The sequence below is a fragment of the Chitinophaga sp. HK235 genome (genome assembly GCF_018255755.1).
Lineage (GTDB): Bacteria > Bacteroidota > Bacteroidia > Chitinophagales > Chitinophagaceae > Chitinophaga.
On sequence record NZ_CP073766.1, the window covers coordinates 7,436,410 to 7,456,478 of the forward strand.

Sequence of the window (20,069 nt, forward strand, 5' to 3'; positions counted from 1 at the left end):
TTTCCGTATAAGAGGGACAGTAGTATTAAGCGGGTATATTATCTTTTGCTATAATGGTCCAATCCTGGCTGCCCTGGCCTTTTGCGATCCAGCGGTCCATTTCTTTCGCGATGGCCGGGATAACGGCCAGGTGTGCGCCGTTTTGTTCGGCTGCGTTGAGAAACAGCTGGGTGTCTTTGCGGGCCATATTCAGTTCCCAGGAGGGCTCGCTGTAGTTGCCGCTGGTCATGCGTTTGAGCCTTGCCGGCAACATAGCGCCCGGATTCCAGGAGTCAAAGAGTGTGGTGATCTCACTCAGCTGGATGTTTAATCCTTTGGCGAGGGAGAGGGTATCAGAGAGCCCTGCTGTGAATGTCACCAGAAACAGGTTGCCGATCAGTTTGATGCCGGCAGCTTTGCCTGGCTCTGGTCCGAAGTTCATCACCTTGCCGGTTAACTTAGAAAGCTCCGGTTCCAGTTGGGCGATCACAGCCTGATCACCGGATACCAGCATGTTGCCGGTGCTTTCCAGTGCATTCTGCGGTCCCATGAACACTGGTGCGTGCTGGTAGATGAACCCGCGTTCTTTCCATGCCTGCGTTCTCTGAATGGCGCCTTCAGCGGAAGTGGTGGTATGATCTATGATAATGGCTCCCGGTTTCAGGCCGGCACTGGCGGCTGCCAGCACCTCGTCTACGGAGGCGTCATCTTTCAGGGTGATATGTACTCTGTCGGCTCCTTTTACGGCGTCAGCCACATTTTCAAATGCTTTTGCACCGTAGGCTTCCATTGCTGCTGCCCTGGAATGGGTGCGGTTCCATACCTGTACCTGCATTCCTTTGTTGATCATTGCCTTTACAAAGTTTGATCCCAGCAGGCCCATACCTAAAAATGCTACCATATGACTTAAATTTTGATAAAGGTAGGAAACTGAAAGAAATTAGCTTTTTACATGAAAAAATATAACTTGTTTGGTTAAATACTGATAACCACTTGTTAAATTCTGATCACAAGCAACTTGTCATCTTATGAAACGCGTTTGCCTCGCTGATAAGCCTGGCGGCCGCAGTATGCGCCTGGCTGGGTATTTATTTTATACGGCCATCAGCTGCATAAACGCACTGGTGCTGCTTTTTGTTTCCCTGGCGGCATGCAGGGCATCGAGATAGGGAAAGGTGCGGATGTCATACCGGAATTCCGGCAGCTTGTGACTGAATTTCTTTTCCAGATACTGATTCAGCTCTGCATCAGTTTTATGTCCTTCAATATAAGCTGTCAGAAAATAATACAGGCTTTTATATTCTTTCTCCAGCAACAAATGAAGCGCTATCACAAAAGCACCATAGGAAGTATCAGCGCTGCGCGCGATGATATTTATAGCTTGCTGGTAGAAGGTGGTGTCCATCTGCTGATAATGCAATGGTAAAAATATCAGACAGAAATATTCAATGTTCCTGTTTTCAAAAACACCGGCGGTGGTTTCTCCTCCATCCATATTATGCCAGGTGGCCCATTCCATAAACTCGTGCTGGGATTGCTCTCCGGCCAGTAATGCGGTGAGTTGATGAATGAGTCCTGCTACCACAGGAGCAGTGTCTCTTGCATATTGTTTGTAATCCAGCCATTCAAAAAAATAGTCAGGATGGTACTCTTCCAGCGCTGTTTCAAAAAGCGCTACAGGATCAGAAAAACCGGGCTCGTGTGGTTCCAGCTGCAATATACCGGCAGTGTTGGCAATCATTTCACGGGTGGTCAGTTTTCCCTGGAACCAGCTGATAATCATATCGTGAAAAAACGGGTATTGTTTTCCCGGGGAGGTCATGGCTAACAGGTTTATGGCGCTAATTTATGGATTCTTCTCAATACGGGCGCAGTCGGTTCCCGGAAGTACGGTCACGGCTGTACTCTTTTTTTCAACCGATCGGTTTATTTTCCATTGTAAAGCAGACCGTCCGGTCTAGATAATTTAATGAAATATTTTTCTGTTCTCAGGTGCTGCCCCTAATCCCGCAACGGGAAAACTACCCCTAGCGTTTTTGCCCTAATGACGTACTTTTGTGGCCTAGACGTGATATTAATCAGAACCATGATCTTTAGAAAAATCGCAACTTATTGGGATGCCGTTATTCATACAGGCATATACCAGGGCATGCCTTTTATTGAAGCCAGGAGGACGAAGTTGTTGAACATCGTGGTGTTGCCTGGTATGTTGCTAGCGTTTTATTTTGGAGTGCTGAATCTATACCAGGGTCGCCCCGGCCTGTCGGTGGTGAATTTTATTCATACCCTGGGCTATATGCTGATCCTGTACCTGAATAAAGAACAGCGCTATCTGTCGGCCCGGGTGATCGTTATGCTTTTTAGCCTCACCTTGTATGGTTTCTCCGGATTTTATTTCCAGAACGGAGCGGAGTTTTACCTGATTCCGATTCTGGTGATGGCTTTCCTGACTTATGACAATAAATGGTTGTTAGGTTGTCTGTCGGTATTGATCATTGCGGTGATTGCGCTGGCTTATTATGCACCGGTATTCTGGCATCAGAAACAGCTGGTGCCTTCCGGTCGTATACTGGCCAACCTGCTGATTTCACTGGGCATCGTGGTGGTGGCGCTCATCTATTTCAAAAGCGTACATGTGGAATATCAGCAGCAGACAGAGGCCCAGCGGAAGTCGCTGGACATACTCAACCGCGATAAGGTAAAACTGTTTTCCATTATTGCCCATGATATCCGCAGTCCGCTGGCCACCCTGGAAAGCTTACTGGGTATGTTCAGCAACGGGCAGTATGAATATACGGAGATGAAAGAGGCAGCAGCTGAGCTTCACCTGAAAGTAACGCAGGTAGGAGAAACGTTGAACAACCTCCTGCGCTGGACAGCCAGCCAGATGAAAGGCATACATACAGAACCGGTAAATGTACCGCTGGTACAGCTTATACGGGGAACCCTGCTCACCTTTGAACCTAATATCCGCCATAAAGCCCTGCGGATGGAGATAAAAGTATGCGGTAATCTTCAGGTGTATGCAGACAGCAATCAGCTGGTGATCATCTTACGTAACCTGATCAGCAATGCCATCAAATTCAGCCACCGGGAAGGATTGATCACCATCAGAGCCGGCTGGAAAAACAAGCAGGTACACCTCAGCGTTACCGATAGCGGTATCGGTATGACCAAGGAAAGACAGGAAACCCTGTTCTCTTTTACCGGTCAGCCGGCCTATGGTACTGACGGAGAAAGAGGATCCGGTATAGGGCTGATGCTGTGCTCCGAATTTGCAAAACAGAACGATGGTGAAATAGCCGTGGAAAGTATACCAGGCCAAGGCACCACCTTCCGGCTGCTGCTGCCGGGAAGCCAGGAGAAATCAGTAGAAGAGGAAATACCCGCATAAGCCCCGCCCACTAAACTTTACATGTGACTGTAGTTTGATGAAATATTTTCATAGCTTTGTTTTTACAGGCCATCACATTTTTTATCAACCAGCTAATGCCCGCTTACCACGTATACCAGGACAGTGAACTGCTTGACTTCATGAAGTCGGGCGATGAAGCGGCGTTCGATGAAATCTACCTCCGGCACTGGAATACCTTGTACAACGCAGCCTATTACCTCTTACACGACGAAGCCGCCTCCATGGACATCGTACAGGATGTATTTGTATGGTTCTGGGAACACCGCGACCACCTGGTGCTGACCACGCTGCGGGGTTATCTGTTGATGGCGGTACGTTATAAGGTGGCCAACTATCTCCGCCACCGTAAAGTGCGGGCGGCCTTTGTAGCGGAAACAACCATGCAGGCACAGGAAGAAGGCAGCCAGGACATGGTCCTGGAGCTGAAAGAGCTGCGGGCGGTGATCGCCCGCTTTACCAGCGAACTGCCCGACCGCTGCCGGGAAGTGTTTCAAATGAGCCGCCACCAGCATTTGTCAAACCGCGAAATTGCCCGACAGCTGGGTGTTTCCGAGAAAACGGTGGAAAACCAGCTGACAATTGCCCTGAAAAAATTACGGGTCAGATTGGGTAGCATGTCCTTACTGTTGTAAACAATCCGTTCACCCATCACTACTTTCTCAAAAAAATTTTTTCTCCGTTTGGGGGATCCGTTTCGTTGAAGTGCCTTGTATACAGGAGATCCGCTATGGAACAGGAACAACTACAGCAATTACTGGAAAAAATCAGCGATGGTACTGCCACGGCGCAGGAAACAGCCTTGTATCTCCGCTATTGTGAGGCCACGGAAAAAGCCGGCGCCAGCACTTTACCACTGCCTGATATAACAGGAGTGGAGCAGCGTATGAAGGCCAATATCCACCGGCGTATAGGCCGGAAAAAGCCTCGTCACAAAATGATATACTGGTATGCAGCTGCAGCAGTGCTGACAGGTATGATCGTACTGGGTTTCTATCTGCGGCCAGAAACATCCCAATCTGTGCCGGAGCTGGCAACAGCAACACAGCCGGATATTCCGGCCGGTAGCAATAAAGCCATGCTGACACTGGCCAACGGTGAAAAGATCTCCCTGAGTGATGCCACTGCCGGCGATATCGCCCGGCAGGCAGGGCTGCGCATCTATAAAAGTGATAGCGGCGAAATCGTATATGAAGCTACCGGCACCAGCACGGGCATCAATGAAATCAGCACGCCCCGCGGCGGACAATACCGCGTGATATTACAGGATGGCAGCAAGGTGTGGCTCAACGCCGCTTCTTCGCTGCGTTATCCTGCCACTTTCACGGGAGGTGCACGTACGGTGGAACTGAGTGGAGAGGCTTATTTTGAAATTGCCCGCGATGTGCACAGACCTTTTATCGTCAGCACACCCACACAAAAGATTGAAGTACTGGGCACCCATTTTAATGTCAATGCCTATACCGACAATACTGTGGCTAATACCACCCTGCTGGAAGGCAGTGTAAAAGTAAGTGCCGCCGGTAATAACGGAATGCTGTTAAAACCCGGTGAGCAGGCCAGTTTCAGCCAACAGACAGGCGCGCTCGTCAAAGGTAAGGCTGATGAAAATGCAGCGATAGCCTGGAAAAACGGATATTTTATTTTTAATGATACTTACCTCACAGAGGTAATGCTGCAACTGTCACGCTGGTATGATGTAAGTGTAGACTTAACAACAGTTCCCAGGATGCGTTATAATGGTGTGATTCCGCGAAATGAGCCACTGTCAAAAGTATTAGCTATGCTGGAATTTACTGGCAATGTAAAATTCAACGTTGAAAATCATAAGATCAGTATCAGAAAGTGAACAAAAAATAAAAAATAAGGAGGGATCTATTTAAGAAATCTAGTCAACCAAAAAATAACCGGTCATGCGCCAACACGACCGGTTCAATGACAAGGTAAAACAGTTACCAAACGCGTATTCAGTAAACTATTCTTTCACCTAATCAAGCAAATGTATGAATTTCAGAAATCCATACAAGGGAATGTTGTGTCCCACCAGCAAAATTCCCCGTTACCAGTACCTAACCAAATTTGTGAATGTTATGAAGCTGACGTTTCTGTTGATGACGGCGGCTTTCCTGCAAGTATCTGCTGCTGCATTTTCGCAGCAGGTGACGCTAAAACTGGAAAAAGCCTCCTTAAAAACAGTGTTTGCCGAAATCAAACGGCAAACCGGCTACGAAGTGCTGTTCAGTACAGAAATACTGGAGAAAGCCGCTCCGGTAAACATCCAGGTGAAAGATGCCTCCATCGCGGAAGTGATGACTACCGCGCTTTATCATCAACCTTTATCCTTTAAAATAGAAGGGAAGATCATCCTGATCGGCAGCAAAACACCGGCCTCCGAACAGCCTGGCCAGGCGAAAATGCCTGTAAAAGGAAAAGTGACCAACGACAAAGGAGAACCACTACCCGGTGTAAGCATCCTCGAAAAAGGCACCACCAATGGTGCCGTTACCGATGGACAGGGTGAGTTTACCCTGAATGTACAAAACGAATCAGCCGTGCTGATCGTGCGTTTTATCGGTTATGCCCAACAGGAAATAAAAGCCGCCCGCAGTATGAAAATTGTATTGCAGGACGATCTCTCTGCTATGTCAGAAGTAGTGGTGGTAGGTTATGGGGCGCAGAAAAAAGCCAATCTCACCGGCGCTGTCAGCTCTGTTAAAATGGACGAAGTGCTGGGCGACAGGCCGGTAAGCTCCGCCTCCCAGGCCTTGCAGGGTGCCGTTCCCGGCTTACAGATCACCTACGGTTCCGGCCAGCCCGGTACTTCCACCGCTATCAACATCCGCGGCTATACTTCCATCAACGGCGGTGAGCCGCTGGTACTGGTAGACAACGTACCGATGGATATCGATGATGTTAACCCGAAGGATATTGACAACATCACCGTGCTGAAAGATGCGGCCGCTGCTTCTATCTACGGTGCCAGAGCCGCTTTTGGCGTGATACTGGTGACCACCAAAAAAGGAAAGAAAAATCAGCCTGTCCGTTTTAGCTATTCCACTAACATGACCTGGAGTTCGCCCACTACACTGCCCAAAAAAGCTTCTCCGCTGGAGTTGGTGCGTGCACTGAAAGACTTCGGTACCAACGCCTACTGGACCGGCCAGAACGTGAACACCTGGCTTAAACTGCTGGAAGAATACCAACAAAATCCGGGGGCCTATCCCAATGGTGAGACAACCGTCAACGGCCTGAAATATCCACTGGCAGAAACGGATCTTTATGGAGAGCTCTTTAACCGCGGCTTCGAACAGATGCATAACTTCTCCTTCGGCGGCGGCTCGGAGAAAACAACCTTCCGCGTGTCGGGCGGCTATACCGGAGAAGATGGTATCCTCGTCACCAACAAAGACAAATACACCCGCTATAATTTTAATGCTTTCCTGGGTACAGAGCTTACCAAAAACCTTAATGCCAGCGTCAACCTGTTTTATAAAAACGGCAAACGCACTACACCTGCCGATTTCAACAGTTTATTCTACAACGCTATCACCTATAGTTCGTATATACCTACTGGTTATGGCACCGCTCCCAATGGTGACGTGTTGCCTTATAACACTCCTAACAACGTGGTGAGAACAGAGCCTGTCAATACCAACTTTGGCGACGACCTCCGTTTGTTCGGTAAACTGGAATATAATCCACTCAACGGACTGAAGATAACCGGTGAATACACCTACAACAAAAAGAACTCAGACGACCGCAGGATACAGGGCAAAAATGAATATATCAACGCTGCTACCTACGATCGCCAGTTTCTGAACAACAACACCCGCTACACGCGTGCCAACGACCAGACAGTGTATCAGGCGGTAAACCTCTACGCCAGCTATACCAAAGCATTAGGACAGCATCACCTGACACTGCTGGCAGGTACCAACCAGGAAATCAGCCGCCAGGAAAATTTTAACATCAACCGGCTGGACATACTAAGCCTGCAGGTGCCTTCCCTGTCTACTTCCACGGGCACCATCGCCGGTGGCGACGGTTTCGGGGAATACGCCATCTCCGGTTATTTCGGCCGTATCAACTACGACTATAAAAACAAATACCTGCTGGAACTGAATGGCCGCTTTGATGGCTCCAGCCGTTTTGCACCGGGGCATCGTTTTGGTTTCTTCCCCTCTGTATCCGCAGGCTGGAATGTGAGTGAAGAATCATTCATGAAACCACTCAGCGGATGGCTGTCTCAATGGAAGCTCAGAGGCTCCTTTGGTGAAATCGGTAATCAGGTGGTGTTTAGAAATAAAGCCGGAAACAGAGTTCCTAATTATTATCCCTACATTCCCGGCATGGATCCCTACAATGCTTCCTGGACAGATCCTGCCAGCAATATCCGTTATGTATCGCTGGCTATGCCTTCACTGGTTAGTTCCGACTTTACCTGGGAAACCGTGCGCACACTGAATGTGGGAACCGATATCAGTTTATTCCGCGACCGTCTGAACACCACCTTCGATTGGTTCCGCCGCAGCACGCTCAATATGCTGGCGCCGGGAGCGGAACTGCCGGCTGTGCTAGGCGCCCCTGCACCTTTACAGAACGTGGCCGATCTGGAGTCTAAAGGATGGGAACTACAGATGTCCTGGAAAGACAAGATCAGGGCGGTGAGTTACAGCATTGGTTTTAATCTGTCCGACAGCCGTGCTTTCATCACCCGTTACAACAATCCGGCAGGATTGCTGACGATCAACGGCAGTGGTCAGCTCGACAACTACTATACCGGTCAGGAAATTGGTGAAATATGGGGTTATGTGACGAGAGGATTTTATACAGTAGATGATTTTGTGAAAGGCTCACTGGACGCCAATCTTCAGAAAGGTACCCTGTTGCCCGGCATCCCCGGCTATAAAGGTGTGCCACAAAATCCGGGTGATATCCGCTACGAAGACCTCGACGGCGATGGCCTGATCTTCACCGGCAACAATACCCTGGCTAATCCCGGCGACCGGAAAGTGATTGGTAACACACAACGCCGTTTCCAGTTCGGTGTTTTCGGTAATGCCTCCTGGAACAACTTCGACCTTTCCTTCTTCCTGCAAGGTGTTGGCAAAAGAGACCTCTGGATCAGCAACCAGCTGTACTGGCCTTATCTCAACCAGTTTGGCACCATGTACAAACACAACCTCAACTACTGGACACCTAATAATCCGGATGGATTTTATCCGCGCGGATATCCCGATGGCGCCGGGAATTCAGATAAGAGCAGGTTTGTGCAGACCAAATATCTTTCCAACGGTGCCTACATGCGGGTGAAAAATATCACACTGGGATATACCGTGCCCAAACAGCTGCTGAAACGCATCTTCATTGACAATATTCGTGTATTCGTGACCGGTGAAAATCTCTTCACCTTTGATCACCTGCCGGATGGTATGGAAGCCGATGCTACCATCGTCAGTGATGGCGGTATCTATCCTTTCCTGAAGAAATACAGCTTCGGTGTTAATGTCAATTTCTAATCAGCAAAAACAAAGATCATGAACCGTATTCAACATATCGTTTCCATTGCGGTGGTAGCCTTGTTGCTGCACAGCTGCCAGGGCCGGCTGGACCTGCAACCCAAAGACCAGCTGACAGAAAAGACCACGTTTACACAATACGATAATATCAAGGCATATGCCTGGCAGTTTTATGAAGTGTTTCCTGCTTATTCTGCTGCTTATGTCAATAAGGAATATGATAGTGACCTTTTTATGAATGCCAATCCCAGCGGGGAATCCAACTGGATATGGCAACGTATTACTATCCCTTCTGCCGCTGATGATTACAAAGATCCTTATGCAAGGATCAGGGCGGTGAACGTGATGCTGGACAATCTGGACAAGTCACCTATCTCCGCTGCAGATAAAGATCACTGGCGCAGTGTGGGCTATTTCTTTCGGGCATTCAGTTATGCCAACCTGGTGAATAAATACGGAGATGTACAATGGGTGGAAACAGCTTTGTCTGATGGAGATGCAGACCAGTTGTATGGTAAACGGACGCCCCGCGCAGAAGTGACACAGAAAGTACTGGACCAACTGCAATGGGCGGAAGCGCATATTAAGCCGGCAGGTGATGGTCCCAATACCATCAACGTACACGTAGTACGCGCGCTGATTTCCCGCTTCGGCCTGACAGAAGGTGCCTGGCGCAAATACCATAACCTCGGTGATCCGTTGCCCTATCTGCGTGCCAGCGCCGACGCAGCCGCCAAACTGGTAAAGGATTTTCCGCTGCTTAATCCCAACTACGACCTGGACTTCAACAGCGAATCACTGGCAGGTGTACCGGGTATCCTGTTGTATAAACAATATGAACAAACGCAGGTGTCCCACTCGCTTGCATCCCTGGGCAGGAACTCCGCCGGCCGCTGGGATCTCACCAAAAAAGCAGTGGACATGTACCTGATGACAGACGGACAAACACGCTGGACCAGCGCTCTGTTTGCCGGTGATAAATCGCCGTATACAGAGTTTCGTAACCGCGATAAACGTTTATACTTCACCGTGCCTCCGCCGTTTAAGGTACTGGTCAACCATCCCAGTATGAACTGGCAGCCTACTGCCAACCCTGGCGATCAGGAATATTTCCCGGTGATGGCCGCTATCTCCGGACCTAAAAACAAAACCTTGCCCACACTCAACTGGCAGGGGCTGGTAGTACGGCAGGAGCCTCATTTTGCAGACGATAACCAGGGACAGCCTTTTAATGTAACGTATACAGGTTACCGTTTCTATAAGTTCAGCAACAAGATACAGATGATCCAGAACCTGGATGTAAACGATGCGCCTATCTTCCGCATGGGAGAGGTGTTGATCAACTATGCAGAAGCTAAATACGAGCTGGGTGAGTTTGATTAGGCTGTTGCAGATCTTACTGTCAATAAGCTGCGTGCCCGTGGTGGTGTGGCTACGCTGCAAATCGCGGCTATCCCCGACGATCCTACCCGTGATGCCACGGTAACGCCTATACTCTGGGAGATACGCCGTGAACGTGCCATAGAGCTGATGGGTGAATCTTTCCGTTTTGATGATCTGCGCCGCTGGAAAAAAATGGACTATGCCGTGCAGCAGAAACTGGGCCGGTGGATCAAAAAAGGCGTGGACGTGGGTGCCAGCGCACCTATTCCTATTCTGGGCGGAGCTGCTGAAGGTTATATCGCCTACGAGAAAGTACCGCCATCACCTTTTCCGGACTATTATTATCTTTATCCGATTCCATCCAATCAAACAGTGTTGAATCCTAACTTGGTGCAGAATCCGGGATGGAAGTAATTATTTAAAATGAACGTGATGATGAAAAAAATTGTTTTACCGGTTCTGTCGGCTTTATTGCTGACCGCTGCGTCCCTAAGGGCACAGCAACGGCCCAACATCGTATTTATCCTGGCAGATGACCTGGGATATGGTGATCTGGGTGTTTATGGCCAGCAAAAGATCAAGACGCCCAACATCGACCGTATTGCCCGGCAGGGGATGTTGTTCACCCGTTTTTATGCAGGCACTTCTGTTTGTGCACCTTCCCGTTCTTCTCTGCTCACCGGCCAGCACACCGGACATACCTACGTGCGTGGCAATAAGGAAATAAAGCCTGAAGGCCAGGAACCGCTGGCAGATACGGTACAGAGTTATGCTAAAATGTTACAACAGGCAGGTTATGTTACCGGCGCCTTCGGTAAATGGGGGCTGGGCATGGTAGGCACCAGCGGTGCTCCTGATAAAAAAGGATTCGATGTTTTTTATGGCTATAACTGTCAGCGCCAGTCGCATCGTTATTATCCCACTCATCTGTGGAGCAATAACACAAAGATAGATCTGGAAGGCAATGACCTTACACAGAAAAAAGTCTATGCGCCTGAGCTGATACAACAACAAACACTGGCCTTCATAGAAAACAACAAAAACAAACCATTTTTCCTGTTTGTACCGTCTGTTCTGCCACATGCTGAGCTGCAGGGTCCCGACGATCAGTATTACAAACAATATGAAAATGCTTTTGAAGAAAAGCCTTATAAAGGGAATGATTACGGTCCTGGTGCTCTGGTACCCGGTTATGCTTCTGTAGCCAAACCGCATGCTACGTATGCCGCTATGGTGAGCCGTCTTGATGCCTATGTAGGACAGATACTCGACAAACTGGACCAGCTGGGACTCACTCAAAACACCATCGTTATCTTCAGCAGCGACAATGGTGCTCATCGTGAAGGTGGTGCCGATCCGGTGTTCTTCAATAGCTCCGCCGGTTTACGCGGTTTTAAACGGGATCTTTATGAAGGGGGTATCAAAACGCCTTTCATCGTAAAATGGCCCGGCAAAGTAAAAGCAGGTAGCCGCAGCAACTTCATCGGTGCCTTCTGGGACCTGATGCCGACCTTCACTGAAATAGCAAATGCTCCCAAACCTCCTTACACCGATGGTGTGTCTATTGTCCCTGCCCTTACCGGAAAAGGCAAACAGGCACAACATCCTTATCTGTACTGGGAATTCCACGAAGATAACGGCACACAGGCTGTGAGGATGGGTAAATGGAAAGGCATCCGTAAAGAAGTGACGAAAGATCCGCATGCACCCATAGAGCTGTATGATCTCGATAAAGATCCTGCGGAGCAGCATAATATTGCTGCCGCACATCCTGATATCGTGAAGAAAATAGATGGTTATATGTCGGAAGCACATGTGGAGAGCCCGGCCTTCCCCTGGAAACGTTGATGTATTTTGATACAACTGATGCTCCTGATAAGCGAAGATAGAAGCAAGGGCTGACCTTTGAGGGGCAGCCCTTCCAGACTATTTACAAATCTGCGCCTTAAAATAACTTCCTACCTTCGCATGAAAACCGGGTCGAAGAATGATACTTTCGGTGCCCGACGTCACCTGAAGGTTAAAGACTGTAGTAGAATTTGCTTCCATCGTATAACTTACACCAGCAATATGGTTAAGTTGTCTATAGGCATTGATCTCAGCACTTTGGTTACTCTTGATGAGATCAGGTTTATCAATAGTAATCGCTTCCCGGAGAACAGGTCCTTTCAGCATACTATATCTTTCATTAATAACCCTTACATCATCTTCTCTGCTTGCAGTCCCTAAAGGCAGTCCCATATAGGTCAGTTTGGGAGTAGAGAAATATGGGATCGGAGCGGTTGTAACACCATTATTTGCAACCGATCCATAAGCCATAATAGTATGTACGTACTTACCTTGCTTATCCTTTAATTTTGTAAATACATAGCCATGCCCATAGGGAAAAGGATAATTGCTTGAATCCAAAGCCAATTCATGCCTGCAGCCATACAAATGCCCGATTTCATGGGCCATGGTGAATCTTGGAACAAGTAAAAGTGACTTCATTGCGCAAAAGGCCCCATCCCTGTTCACGCCTATTCCCCATCCTATACCTGCATATTGCCCGTCCATGGTAATTAATACGCAAACATCGGCATGATAGAATCTGCGCAGATCTTTAAGCTGGCCGAAAGGGCCCGTGCCGATTCTTGCACCTTCCCGGAAATCATCAAGACTTTTGCTCAAATCATTTGTTTCATTGTAATAAACCTGTATAGCCCTTACAAGTCGTGCGCTGTGATTTATGCCACTGTTTTTATAAGCGAGGTTCATGCTATCTATGCTTGGCTGTATCAAGGATTTAAGCGGATTAGGGTCCGTTACTTTATCCGTATAAGCTACCAATATTCTGGTGTCAGTTGTAAAGCTGGTATCACAGGGTTGTTGTGCATAACTCTTTCCCAGCCATAATAAAAGAATGGACAATATGATTTTCTGCTTCATAGGACTGGTTTTAGTGTTGATTTATTTTTTCTCTAAGTATGGCATTCTCTTTTTCTACTGCTTTAATGCGTTTGTCCTGATCAATTACATACAGTGTGAGTTCTTCGATTTTTTGCAGCAGCAGGGCATTCATATTGCCCAGGTTAATACCCTCTTTCTTTACGGTTTCTTCTGAAGGTATTTCGGGGAGGTGTTTGTTAGTGCTGATAAAATCTTCTACCTCCTGCAGTGTTCTTAAAGAATATTTTTTATCAAAAACAAAATCGGGCCAGGGACCGGATTTAACTTCCACCTCACGGGCACCGATTTTACCTTCTACGGCCAGTTTGTAGTCTCCGGGGTCCTTGGTCCCGATACCAACATTGCCATTCCCCTTTATACGCATTGTTTCAGTGAATGCCGCACTGGAACCATAGCCAAACGCGATGTCACTATTCTTTCCATTGGTATATATCTGCAGCAGATAATTTTGGATTCCCAGGCCAAAGTTGAGGGCTGAATCACCATAAAGTGAAATTTTAGCGCCCACATGGCTGGCAAAACTAAGTGGGGCTCCTGGCTTTTTATTGCCAATACCTATATTACCATTGTTCACGATCGTCATCAGTTCTTTGGATTGAGAAGTATCCAGGAAGTTATCCGTGCTGAACGAAAGGGTTTTACTTGCCATCAGTCTTATCGAACTGTTATCGTATAATTCCATTCCTCCAACAACGCCACTTTTAATGTAATGATCAATCGTTCCGAATTTGATGATTCCGTAGGTAAACCCGGGGCCGGAAGTAAAGAGCAAACCCGGAGTACTGCTACCTGCGATCGTTAATTTTTCGGTGGGAGTGGAAGTACCAATGCCCACATTACCATTCCCTTTAATACGCAGGTTTTCGGTGAAATACTCGCTCGAACCATAACCAAATGCAATATCACTCGTTTTTATATCTGTGTGTACCTGAAGTAATAAAGATTGAACTCCAATGCCGTAGTTGGCGCCGGAATTACCCCAAAAAGAAATTTTATCCCCTGCGGCCCTGGCAAAATTAAGTGGGAAGCCAGGGTCTTTCATACCAATACCGATATTACCATTCCCTCTTATTCGTACCTTCTCGGTGAAATTGTCGCTGGAACCATAGCCGAACGCGAAATCACTTCCGATTTTATCCGTAAATATCTGGAACAACGCAGGTCCGATTCCCAGTCCGAAATGAGTTTTGCCATAGTTCCATAATGAAATCTTATTACCCACTATGGAAGGGAAAGTTATAGGGGCTATAGGAGCGGATGTTCCAATGCCTATGTTCCGGACTTTATAACTGAAATGTTCCTTGGCTTCGGTAAAATAGATATCGTAGGAGCCATCCGGGTTTTTTGGACCCCACTTCCACTCAGGAGCCTGTCCCCAGGCAGTAATGCTTTTAAGTAGAAAAAAACAAATAAACAGGGAAATGTGCTTTATAGCCGATTGTGGCAGCTGTATAGAAGCTGTTGATGCATTTTTTCTCATAGATAGATTTGGTTTATGGGGTGATGAATAGACTATTTGAAGTATGGGGTATGATGTCAATCTTCGTTTATCAAGAGCATCTGGGGGATCTGTATGTATCAGCGGTCCCGGAAGGCGATAGGTGCCAGCGTAGTCTGTTTGCGGAAGAAGTTGGAGAAATGGGCCAGCTCTTCAAAGCCAAGGCTGTAGGCTATTTCAGAAATGCTCCAATCTGTTTGTTTCAGGAGGATTTTGGCTTCCTGCAGTATCCGGTTGCTGATTAATTCGGTAGTTGTTTTGCCGGTATGTTCCTTTAATACTTTATTGAGATGATTGACATGTACTGCCAGACGGCCAGCGAAGTCCTTAGCGGTGCGGAGTGCTATTGTCTGTTGGGATGATGCTATGGGGAACTGTCTTTCCAGTAATTCGATGAACAGGGAGGATATCCTTGCGGAGGCCGTATGGGTTGGATATAATGCGGTGGCTGGTTGCAGCTTCTGTCCGTAATGTATCAGCTCCAGCACATAGTTGCGCAGCAGATCGTATTTATATACATAGTCGGCCGACAGCTCTTTGTACATCTTCTTAAAAATACTAGTGATCTCTTCTGCTTCTTCATCCGATACCTGAAAAACAGGATATCCGCCGGGCCGGAAGATGGGCAGTTCTTCCAACACGACTCCGCTTTTATTTTTGGTGAGAAACTCATCGGTAAAAATGCAGAAATATCCGCCCTGCTGATCTTCCAGCGGTACCCAATTGTAGGGTATTCTGGGTGTGGCAAACAACAACGCGTTTTTTTCGATATCAATGACCTTGTCAGCATATTCTGCCCGGTTTTTGCCCGTGATAATGCTGATCTTATAGTAAGCACGCCTGTTGTAGGGCATTTTATATTTATCTGCTTTCAGCTCATCGGTCTTAAAAATATTAAAATGGCCGATCTCCTTATGGATACCTTCAGGTATCAGGGAAGCGGTTTCTTTATAAAACGCTTCCAGAGAAGTAATGTCCATAGTCCGTATGTTTGCGATATTCAAAGGTACAAAAAGCAGCCCACCCCGGTTTTATTTGAATTTTGCAAATAATGGATTGATGCATACAAACAGGCAGATCAGCAACAGCGGTACCTTTGTATCGTGATAAACAATTCAAAGCAAACGAATATGACAGCAAATAAAAAAATAGCGCTGGTAACCGGCGGCAGCCGCGGCCTGGGAAAAAATATGGCCATCAACATCGCCAGAAAAGGCTTCGATGTGGTGATCACCTACCATAGCAGAAAAGAAGAAGCACAGCATGTGGTTGCTGAAATAGAAAAGGAAGGCGCTAAAGCAGTAGCGCTGCAGTTAAATACAGGGGACGTAAAAAGTTTCCCGGCTTTTTTCAAACACCTGAAAACCGCACTGAAAAATACTTTTCACGCAGACCATTTCGACTTCCTGATCAACAACGCCGGTATTGGTATCCATAAACCATTTATAGAAATCACGGAAGAGGATTTTGACGAGTTGATGAACATACACCTTAAAGGTGTGTACTTCCTGACACAGCAGGCCTTACCACTGCTCAATGATGGTGGTCGTATCGTCAACCTCTCTTCCGGACTGGCACGTTTTACCACGCCTGGATACTCCGCCTATGCCGCCATGAAAGGCGGGGTGGAAACGCTGACCCGATATATGGCTAAAGAGCTGGGCACCAGAGGTATTGCCGTCAATATCGTAGCACCCGGTGCCATAGAAACAGACTTCGGTGGCGCTATTGTCCGCGATAACCCTACCGTGAACAAAATGGTGGCAGAAGCTACTGCACTGGGCCGTGCCGGCCTGCCGGATGACATCGGCGGCGTAGTGGCTTTCCTGTGTACAGAAGATGCCCGGTGGATTAATGGACAGCGGATAGAGGTGTCGGGCGGAGCCAACCTGTAACGGTGATTTATATGATGCCGCTGATGCTCCTGATGGGCGAAGATCTTAGCGGAGATATAAAGAGATATAAGATATAAAACAAAACAGAACAGCCACCGATGATACGGTGGCTGTTCTGTTTTATATTCAAGTTAATCTTTGCTTATGTCTTCGTTCATCAGGAGTATCAGCGGTTCCAGGAGATTTTTGCAGACCTGGTGTCCGCAGAGTTGGTGCCGATACGGATGATGAATTCACCGGGTTCCCATACGTACTGCAGATTGCTGTTATAGAACTTCAGGTTTTCCGGGGAGATGCTGAAGGATACTGTTTTGCTTTCGCCGGGCTGCAGGGATATTTTGCGGAAGCCGATCAGGTCTTGTACGGAGCGTGTTACGGAGGCTACCGGGTCGGTGAGGTAGAGCTGTACTACTTCGTCGCCGGCGTATTTGCCGGTGTTGGTAACGGTTACGCTGGCGGTGATAGTTTCATTGCCGGCAGGGTTTTGTTTGCTCACTTTTACATCACTGTAGGAGAAAGTGGTATAGCTGAGGCCATAGCCGAAAGGATACAGTGGTGTATTGGGAACGTCAAGGTAGTCGGATTTGAATTTCTGGAAGGTGGTGCCTTCCAGCGGGCGGCCGGTATTTTTATGGTTATAGAAAACCGGTATCTGTCCTACATTACGGGGGAAGCTGGCGGTGATTTTACCGGCAGGGTTGTAATGTCCGAAGAGCGCATCAGCGATGGCGTTGCCGGCTTCTGTGCCTGCAAACCAGGTATCGAGGATGGAAGTGACGTGGGCATCTTCCCAGGTAAGGGTAAGCGGACGGCCATTCATCAGTACCAGTACTACCGGTTTACCTGTTTTTACCAGTGCTTTCAGCAGCAGTTGCTGACTTTCGGGTATGTTAAGATCGCTGCGGCTGGCGCTTTCACCGCTCATTTCGGAGGCTTCGCCCAGAACGGCCACCACTACATCGGCTTTGCCGGCAGCGTCGAGCGCTTCCTGCAGCATGGCTTCCGGCGTGCGGCTGTCTATTTCAGCACGCGGACCAAATACATTCACATTTTTAGCCAGGGTGGTATCGTTGGTGAGGTTGGCGCCTTTAGCGTAGATCACCTGAACGTTGTTGCCGGCTACGTTTTTAATGCCTTCTCTAACAGTAATGGCCTGTTGCAGATCACCTGATACCGCCCAGGTGCCGAGCATATTGTTTTTGCTGTCGGCCAGGGGGCCTACGAGTGCGATGGTTCCTTTTTTAGCCAGGGGCAGTGTCTGGTGGTCATTTTTCAGCAGCACGAAGGAGCGGGCAGCTATTTCGCGGGCAGCGGCCCTGTTGGCAGGTGTCAGGATTTCGTTGGCAGCACGTTCTTCTTTGATATAACGATAAGGATCCTCGAAGAGGCCCATTTTGTATTTTGTTTCCAGTACGCGGCGGCAGGCGTTGTTGATATCCTGCAGTGTTACTTTACCTTCCTGAAGGGATTTTTTCAGGGTAGTGAGAAAACCTTCACCTACCATGTCCATATCCAGACCGGCTTTGAGGGCGAGGGCGGATACGGTCTGCAGATCACCCATACCGTGAGCGATCATTTCATTGACGGCGGTGTAGTCACTTACTACGAGGCCTTTAAAGCCCCACTGTTTACGCAGCAGGTCGGTGAGCAGCCATTTGTTGCCCGTAGCAGGAACAGCATCGATATCGTTGAATGATGTCATGATGCTGCCAACGCCGGCGTCGATAGCGGCTTTATAAGGAGGCAGGTAGTATTGGAACATTTTAATGCGGCTCATGTCTACGGAGTTGTAGTCACGGCCACCTTCAGCGGCGCCATAGAGGGCGAAGTGTTTTACGCAGGCCATGAGGGTATTGCCTTTACTGTAGTCTTTACCCTGATAACCTCTTACCATAGCTTCGGCGATGCGGGAGCCGAGGTAGGGATCTTCACCGGAGCCTTCTGAGATGCGGCCCCATCTGGGATCGCGGCAGATGTCTACCATGGGGGAGTAGGCCCAGGATAAGCCGTCGGCGGTGCCTTCAGCGGCAGCGATGCGGGCGCTGCGTTCTATGAGGTCCATATCCCAGGAGGCGGAGAGGCCCAGTGGGATAGGGAAGATGGTTTTGTGGCCGTGGATGATATCCAGCCCGAAGATAAGGGGGATATGTAACCGGGAATTTTTAACGGCGATGTCCTGTATTTTGCGGATCCTATCGGGGCCGGTGATGCCGAAAAGGCCGCCTACATTACCTTTGCGGATGTTGTCATCTACGCCCTGGCTCATTACCGAGCCGGTGACGGTGCCTCCACCGGGTACTACCAGGTTAAGCTGACCGATTTTCTCTTCCAGTGTCATTTTGCCCATCAGATTGTTGACATAGGCATTCATTTTGGCATCTTGCTGTGCGTGCGTTTCCGTGGCGACTACCAATAGTAGTCCAAATAGTAGCTTCTTCATCTCGTGTATTTTAAAATTCGTTGGCCAGGTGCTGTTATTGTACCCGGTAGGACACAAAAGCGAGGTGCCTGCCATCGGGTGACCACGAAGGTACATTGATTGTGCCTTGTCCTCCAAAGAAAACAGGTGTTAAATCGCGAACGGTCTGTGTAACGATGTCGAGTAAACGAAGTTGCACGTTTTTTCCAAAGGGATGGTCTTGTTGCTGATCTTCCATAAAACTAAGGAATACCACGAGTTTGCCGTTGGGAGAAGGATGGGGGAACCAGTTGGCATAATGGTCGTCGGTAAGCTGCTGTGGGTCCTGGCCATCGGCATCCATACGCCAGATCTGCATGCGGCCGGTACGGAAGGAGTTGAAGTAGATGTATTTGCCATCGGGCGAGAAATCGGGACCGTCGTCCAGCCCTTTTTCGTGGGTGAGCCTTTTTTCAGTGCCACCATCGGCCGGCACGGTATAGATATCAAAATCGCCGTTGCGCAGGCTTACAAAGGCGAGTGTTTTACCGTCGGGGCTCCAGCCGTGCCAGAAGGCGGGCGACTGCCGGATCAGCGGTTTTATAGGCCCGCCTTCGGCAGGGGCGGTGTAGAGGAAGGAACCGTCGCCGGTGGTTTGCCGGTAGCCGCTGATGACTACCTGCTGCCCGTCCGGGGAAAAACCATGGTCGTTGTTGGCCGACAGGCTGCTGTCCAGCGGTAGCTCGTCTACGATGCCGTCGTTCAGCCAGTAACGGTACAACCGGCCTTTTTTATTGAAAAGAAGATACCGGCCATCTTTCGACCAGTTGGGGGCTTCAAAGAGCGCCGGCTCGGAATACACGACCGTTCTTTTCCCGGTCTTCACATCGATCGTTTCCAGAAAACTATGTACTGTTGCCTGTGCGGCGCAGTTACTGGCATACAGTCCGCAGAGGCATGCCCATAATAAGATGCGTATAGTCATATGCGTGATATAGCCGTGTTTTCAGGTGAAATAATAAATGGGGAAAGGGGT

General features: G+C 48.5%; 13 protein-coding genes and 1 pseudogene. 7 read left to right on the forward strand and 7 right to left on the reverse strand.

The features are described 5' to 3' along the window. Nucleotides 1–25: 25 nt before the first annotated feature. Together KD145_RS28610 and KD145_RS28615 are read right to left on the reverse strand one after the other, a co-directional pair. Nucleotides 26–880 carry an NAD(P)-dependent oxidoreductase gene (locus KD145_RS28610; RefSeq protein WP_212003221.1) on the reverse strand — a complete coding sequence of 285 codons (855 nt, stop codon included), beginning with the start codon at nt 878–880 and terminating at the stop codon, nt 26–28. Nucleotides 881–1,072: 192 nt separating this feature from the next. Next, nucleotides 1,073–1,801, reverse strand: a complete 729-nt coding sequence (locus KD145_RS28615) for a hypothetical protein (RefSeq protein ID WP_212003222.1) — start codon at nt 1,799–1,801, stop codon at nt 1,073–1,075. Between the two features lie 264 nt (nt 1,802–2,065). Between KD145_RS28615 and KD145_RS28620 the strand changes: the two genes are divergently transcribed. The 6 genes and pseudogenes from KD145_RS28620 (at nt 2,066) to KD145_RS28650 (ending at nt 12,141) form a co-directional block, all read left to right on the forward strand. Continuing rightward, a complete protein-coding gene (locus KD145_RS28620) occupies nt 2,066–3,373 on the forward strand; it encodes a sensor histidine kinase KdpD (RefSeq protein WP_212003223.1) in 1,308 nt (435 codons plus the stop codon). 95 nt (nt 3,374–3,468) lie between these two features. After that, a complete protein-coding gene (locus KD145_RS28625) occupies nt 3,469–4,026 on the forward strand; it encodes an RNA polymerase sigma-70 factor (protein WP_212003224.1) in 558 nt (185 codons plus the stop codon). A 95-nt stretch (nt 4,027–4,121) separates the two neighbouring features. Then, nucleotides 4,122–5,240 carry a FecR family protein gene (locus KD145_RS28630; protein ID WP_212003225.1) on the forward strand — a complete coding sequence of 373 codons (1,119 nt, stop codon included), beginning with the start codon at nt 4,122–4,124 and terminating at the stop codon, nt 5,238–5,240. A gap of 241 nt (nt 5,241–5,481) precedes the next feature. Beyond that, on the forward strand, nt 5,482–8,910 hold the full coding sequence (locus tag KD145_RS28635) for a TonB-dependent receptor (protein ID WP_212003226.1): 3,429 nt from the start codon (nt 5,482–5,484) through the stop codon (nt 8,908–8,910). A gap of 18 nt (nt 8,911–8,928) precedes the next feature. After that, a pseudogene (locus KD145_RS28640) lies at nt 8,929–10,707 on the forward strand (RagB/SusD family nutrient uptake outer membrane protein). 18 nt (nt 10,708–10,725) lie between these two features. Further along, nucleotides 10,726–12,141 (forward strand): arylsulfatase, encoded by a 1,416-nt coding sequence (locus KD145_RS28650; protein WP_249219606.1) that lies wholly within the window; start codon nt 10,726–10,728, stop codon nt 12,139–12,141. Nucleotides 12,142–12,219: 78 nt separating this feature from the next. On the opposite strand, the gene KD145_RS28655 is transcribed toward KD145_RS28650, so the two are convergent. The 3 genes from KD145_RS28655 to KD145_RS28665 form a co-directional block, all read right to left on the reverse strand. Further along, nucleotides 12,220–13,221: a M12 family metallo-peptidase gene (locus KD145_RS28655; protein WP_212003230.1), complete on the reverse strand. Its 1,002-nt coding sequence runs from the start codon at nt 13,219–13,221 to the stop codon at nt 12,220–12,222. A 10-nt stretch (nt 13,222–13,231) separates the two neighbouring features. Further along, entirely contained in the window at nt 13,232–14,722 is a 1,491-nt protein-coding gene (locus tag KD145_RS28660) for a hypothetical protein (protein ID WP_212003231.1), read from the reverse strand. 98 nt (nt 14,723–14,820) lie between these two features. Further along, a complete protein-coding gene (locus KD145_RS28665) occupies nt 14,821–15,720 on the reverse strand; it encodes an AraC family transcriptional regulator (protein ID WP_212003232.1) in 900 nt (299 codons plus the stop codon). A gap of 150 nt (nt 15,721–15,870) precedes the next feature. On the opposite strand from KD145_RS28665, the gene KD145_RS28670 reads away from it, so the two are divergent. Beyond that, a complete protein-coding gene (locus tag KD145_RS28670; protein ID WP_212003233.1) occupies nt 15,871–16,635 on the forward strand; it encodes an SDR family oxidoreductase in 765 nt (254 codons plus the stop codon). 166 nt (nt 16,636–16,801) lie between these two features. Here KD145_RS28670 and bglX read toward each other — a convergent pair whose 3' ends face one another. Together bglX and KD145_RS28680 are read right to left on the reverse strand one after the other, a co-directional pair. Further along, nucleotides 16,802–19,075, reverse strand: a complete 2,274-nt coding sequence (gene bglX, locus KD145_RS28675; RefSeq protein WP_212003234.1) for a beta-glucosidase BglX — start codon at nt 19,073–19,075, stop codon at nt 16,802–16,804. 34 nt (nt 19,076–19,109) lie between these two features. Continuing rightward, the gene (locus tag KD145_RS28680; protein WP_212003235.1) at nt 19,110–20,018 is read right to left on the reverse strand and encodes a PD40 domain-containing protein; all 909 of its coding nucleotides are present in this window, start codon (nt 20,016–20,018) and stop codon (nt 19,110–19,112) included. Nucleotides 20,019–20,069 lie beyond the last annotated feature (51 nt).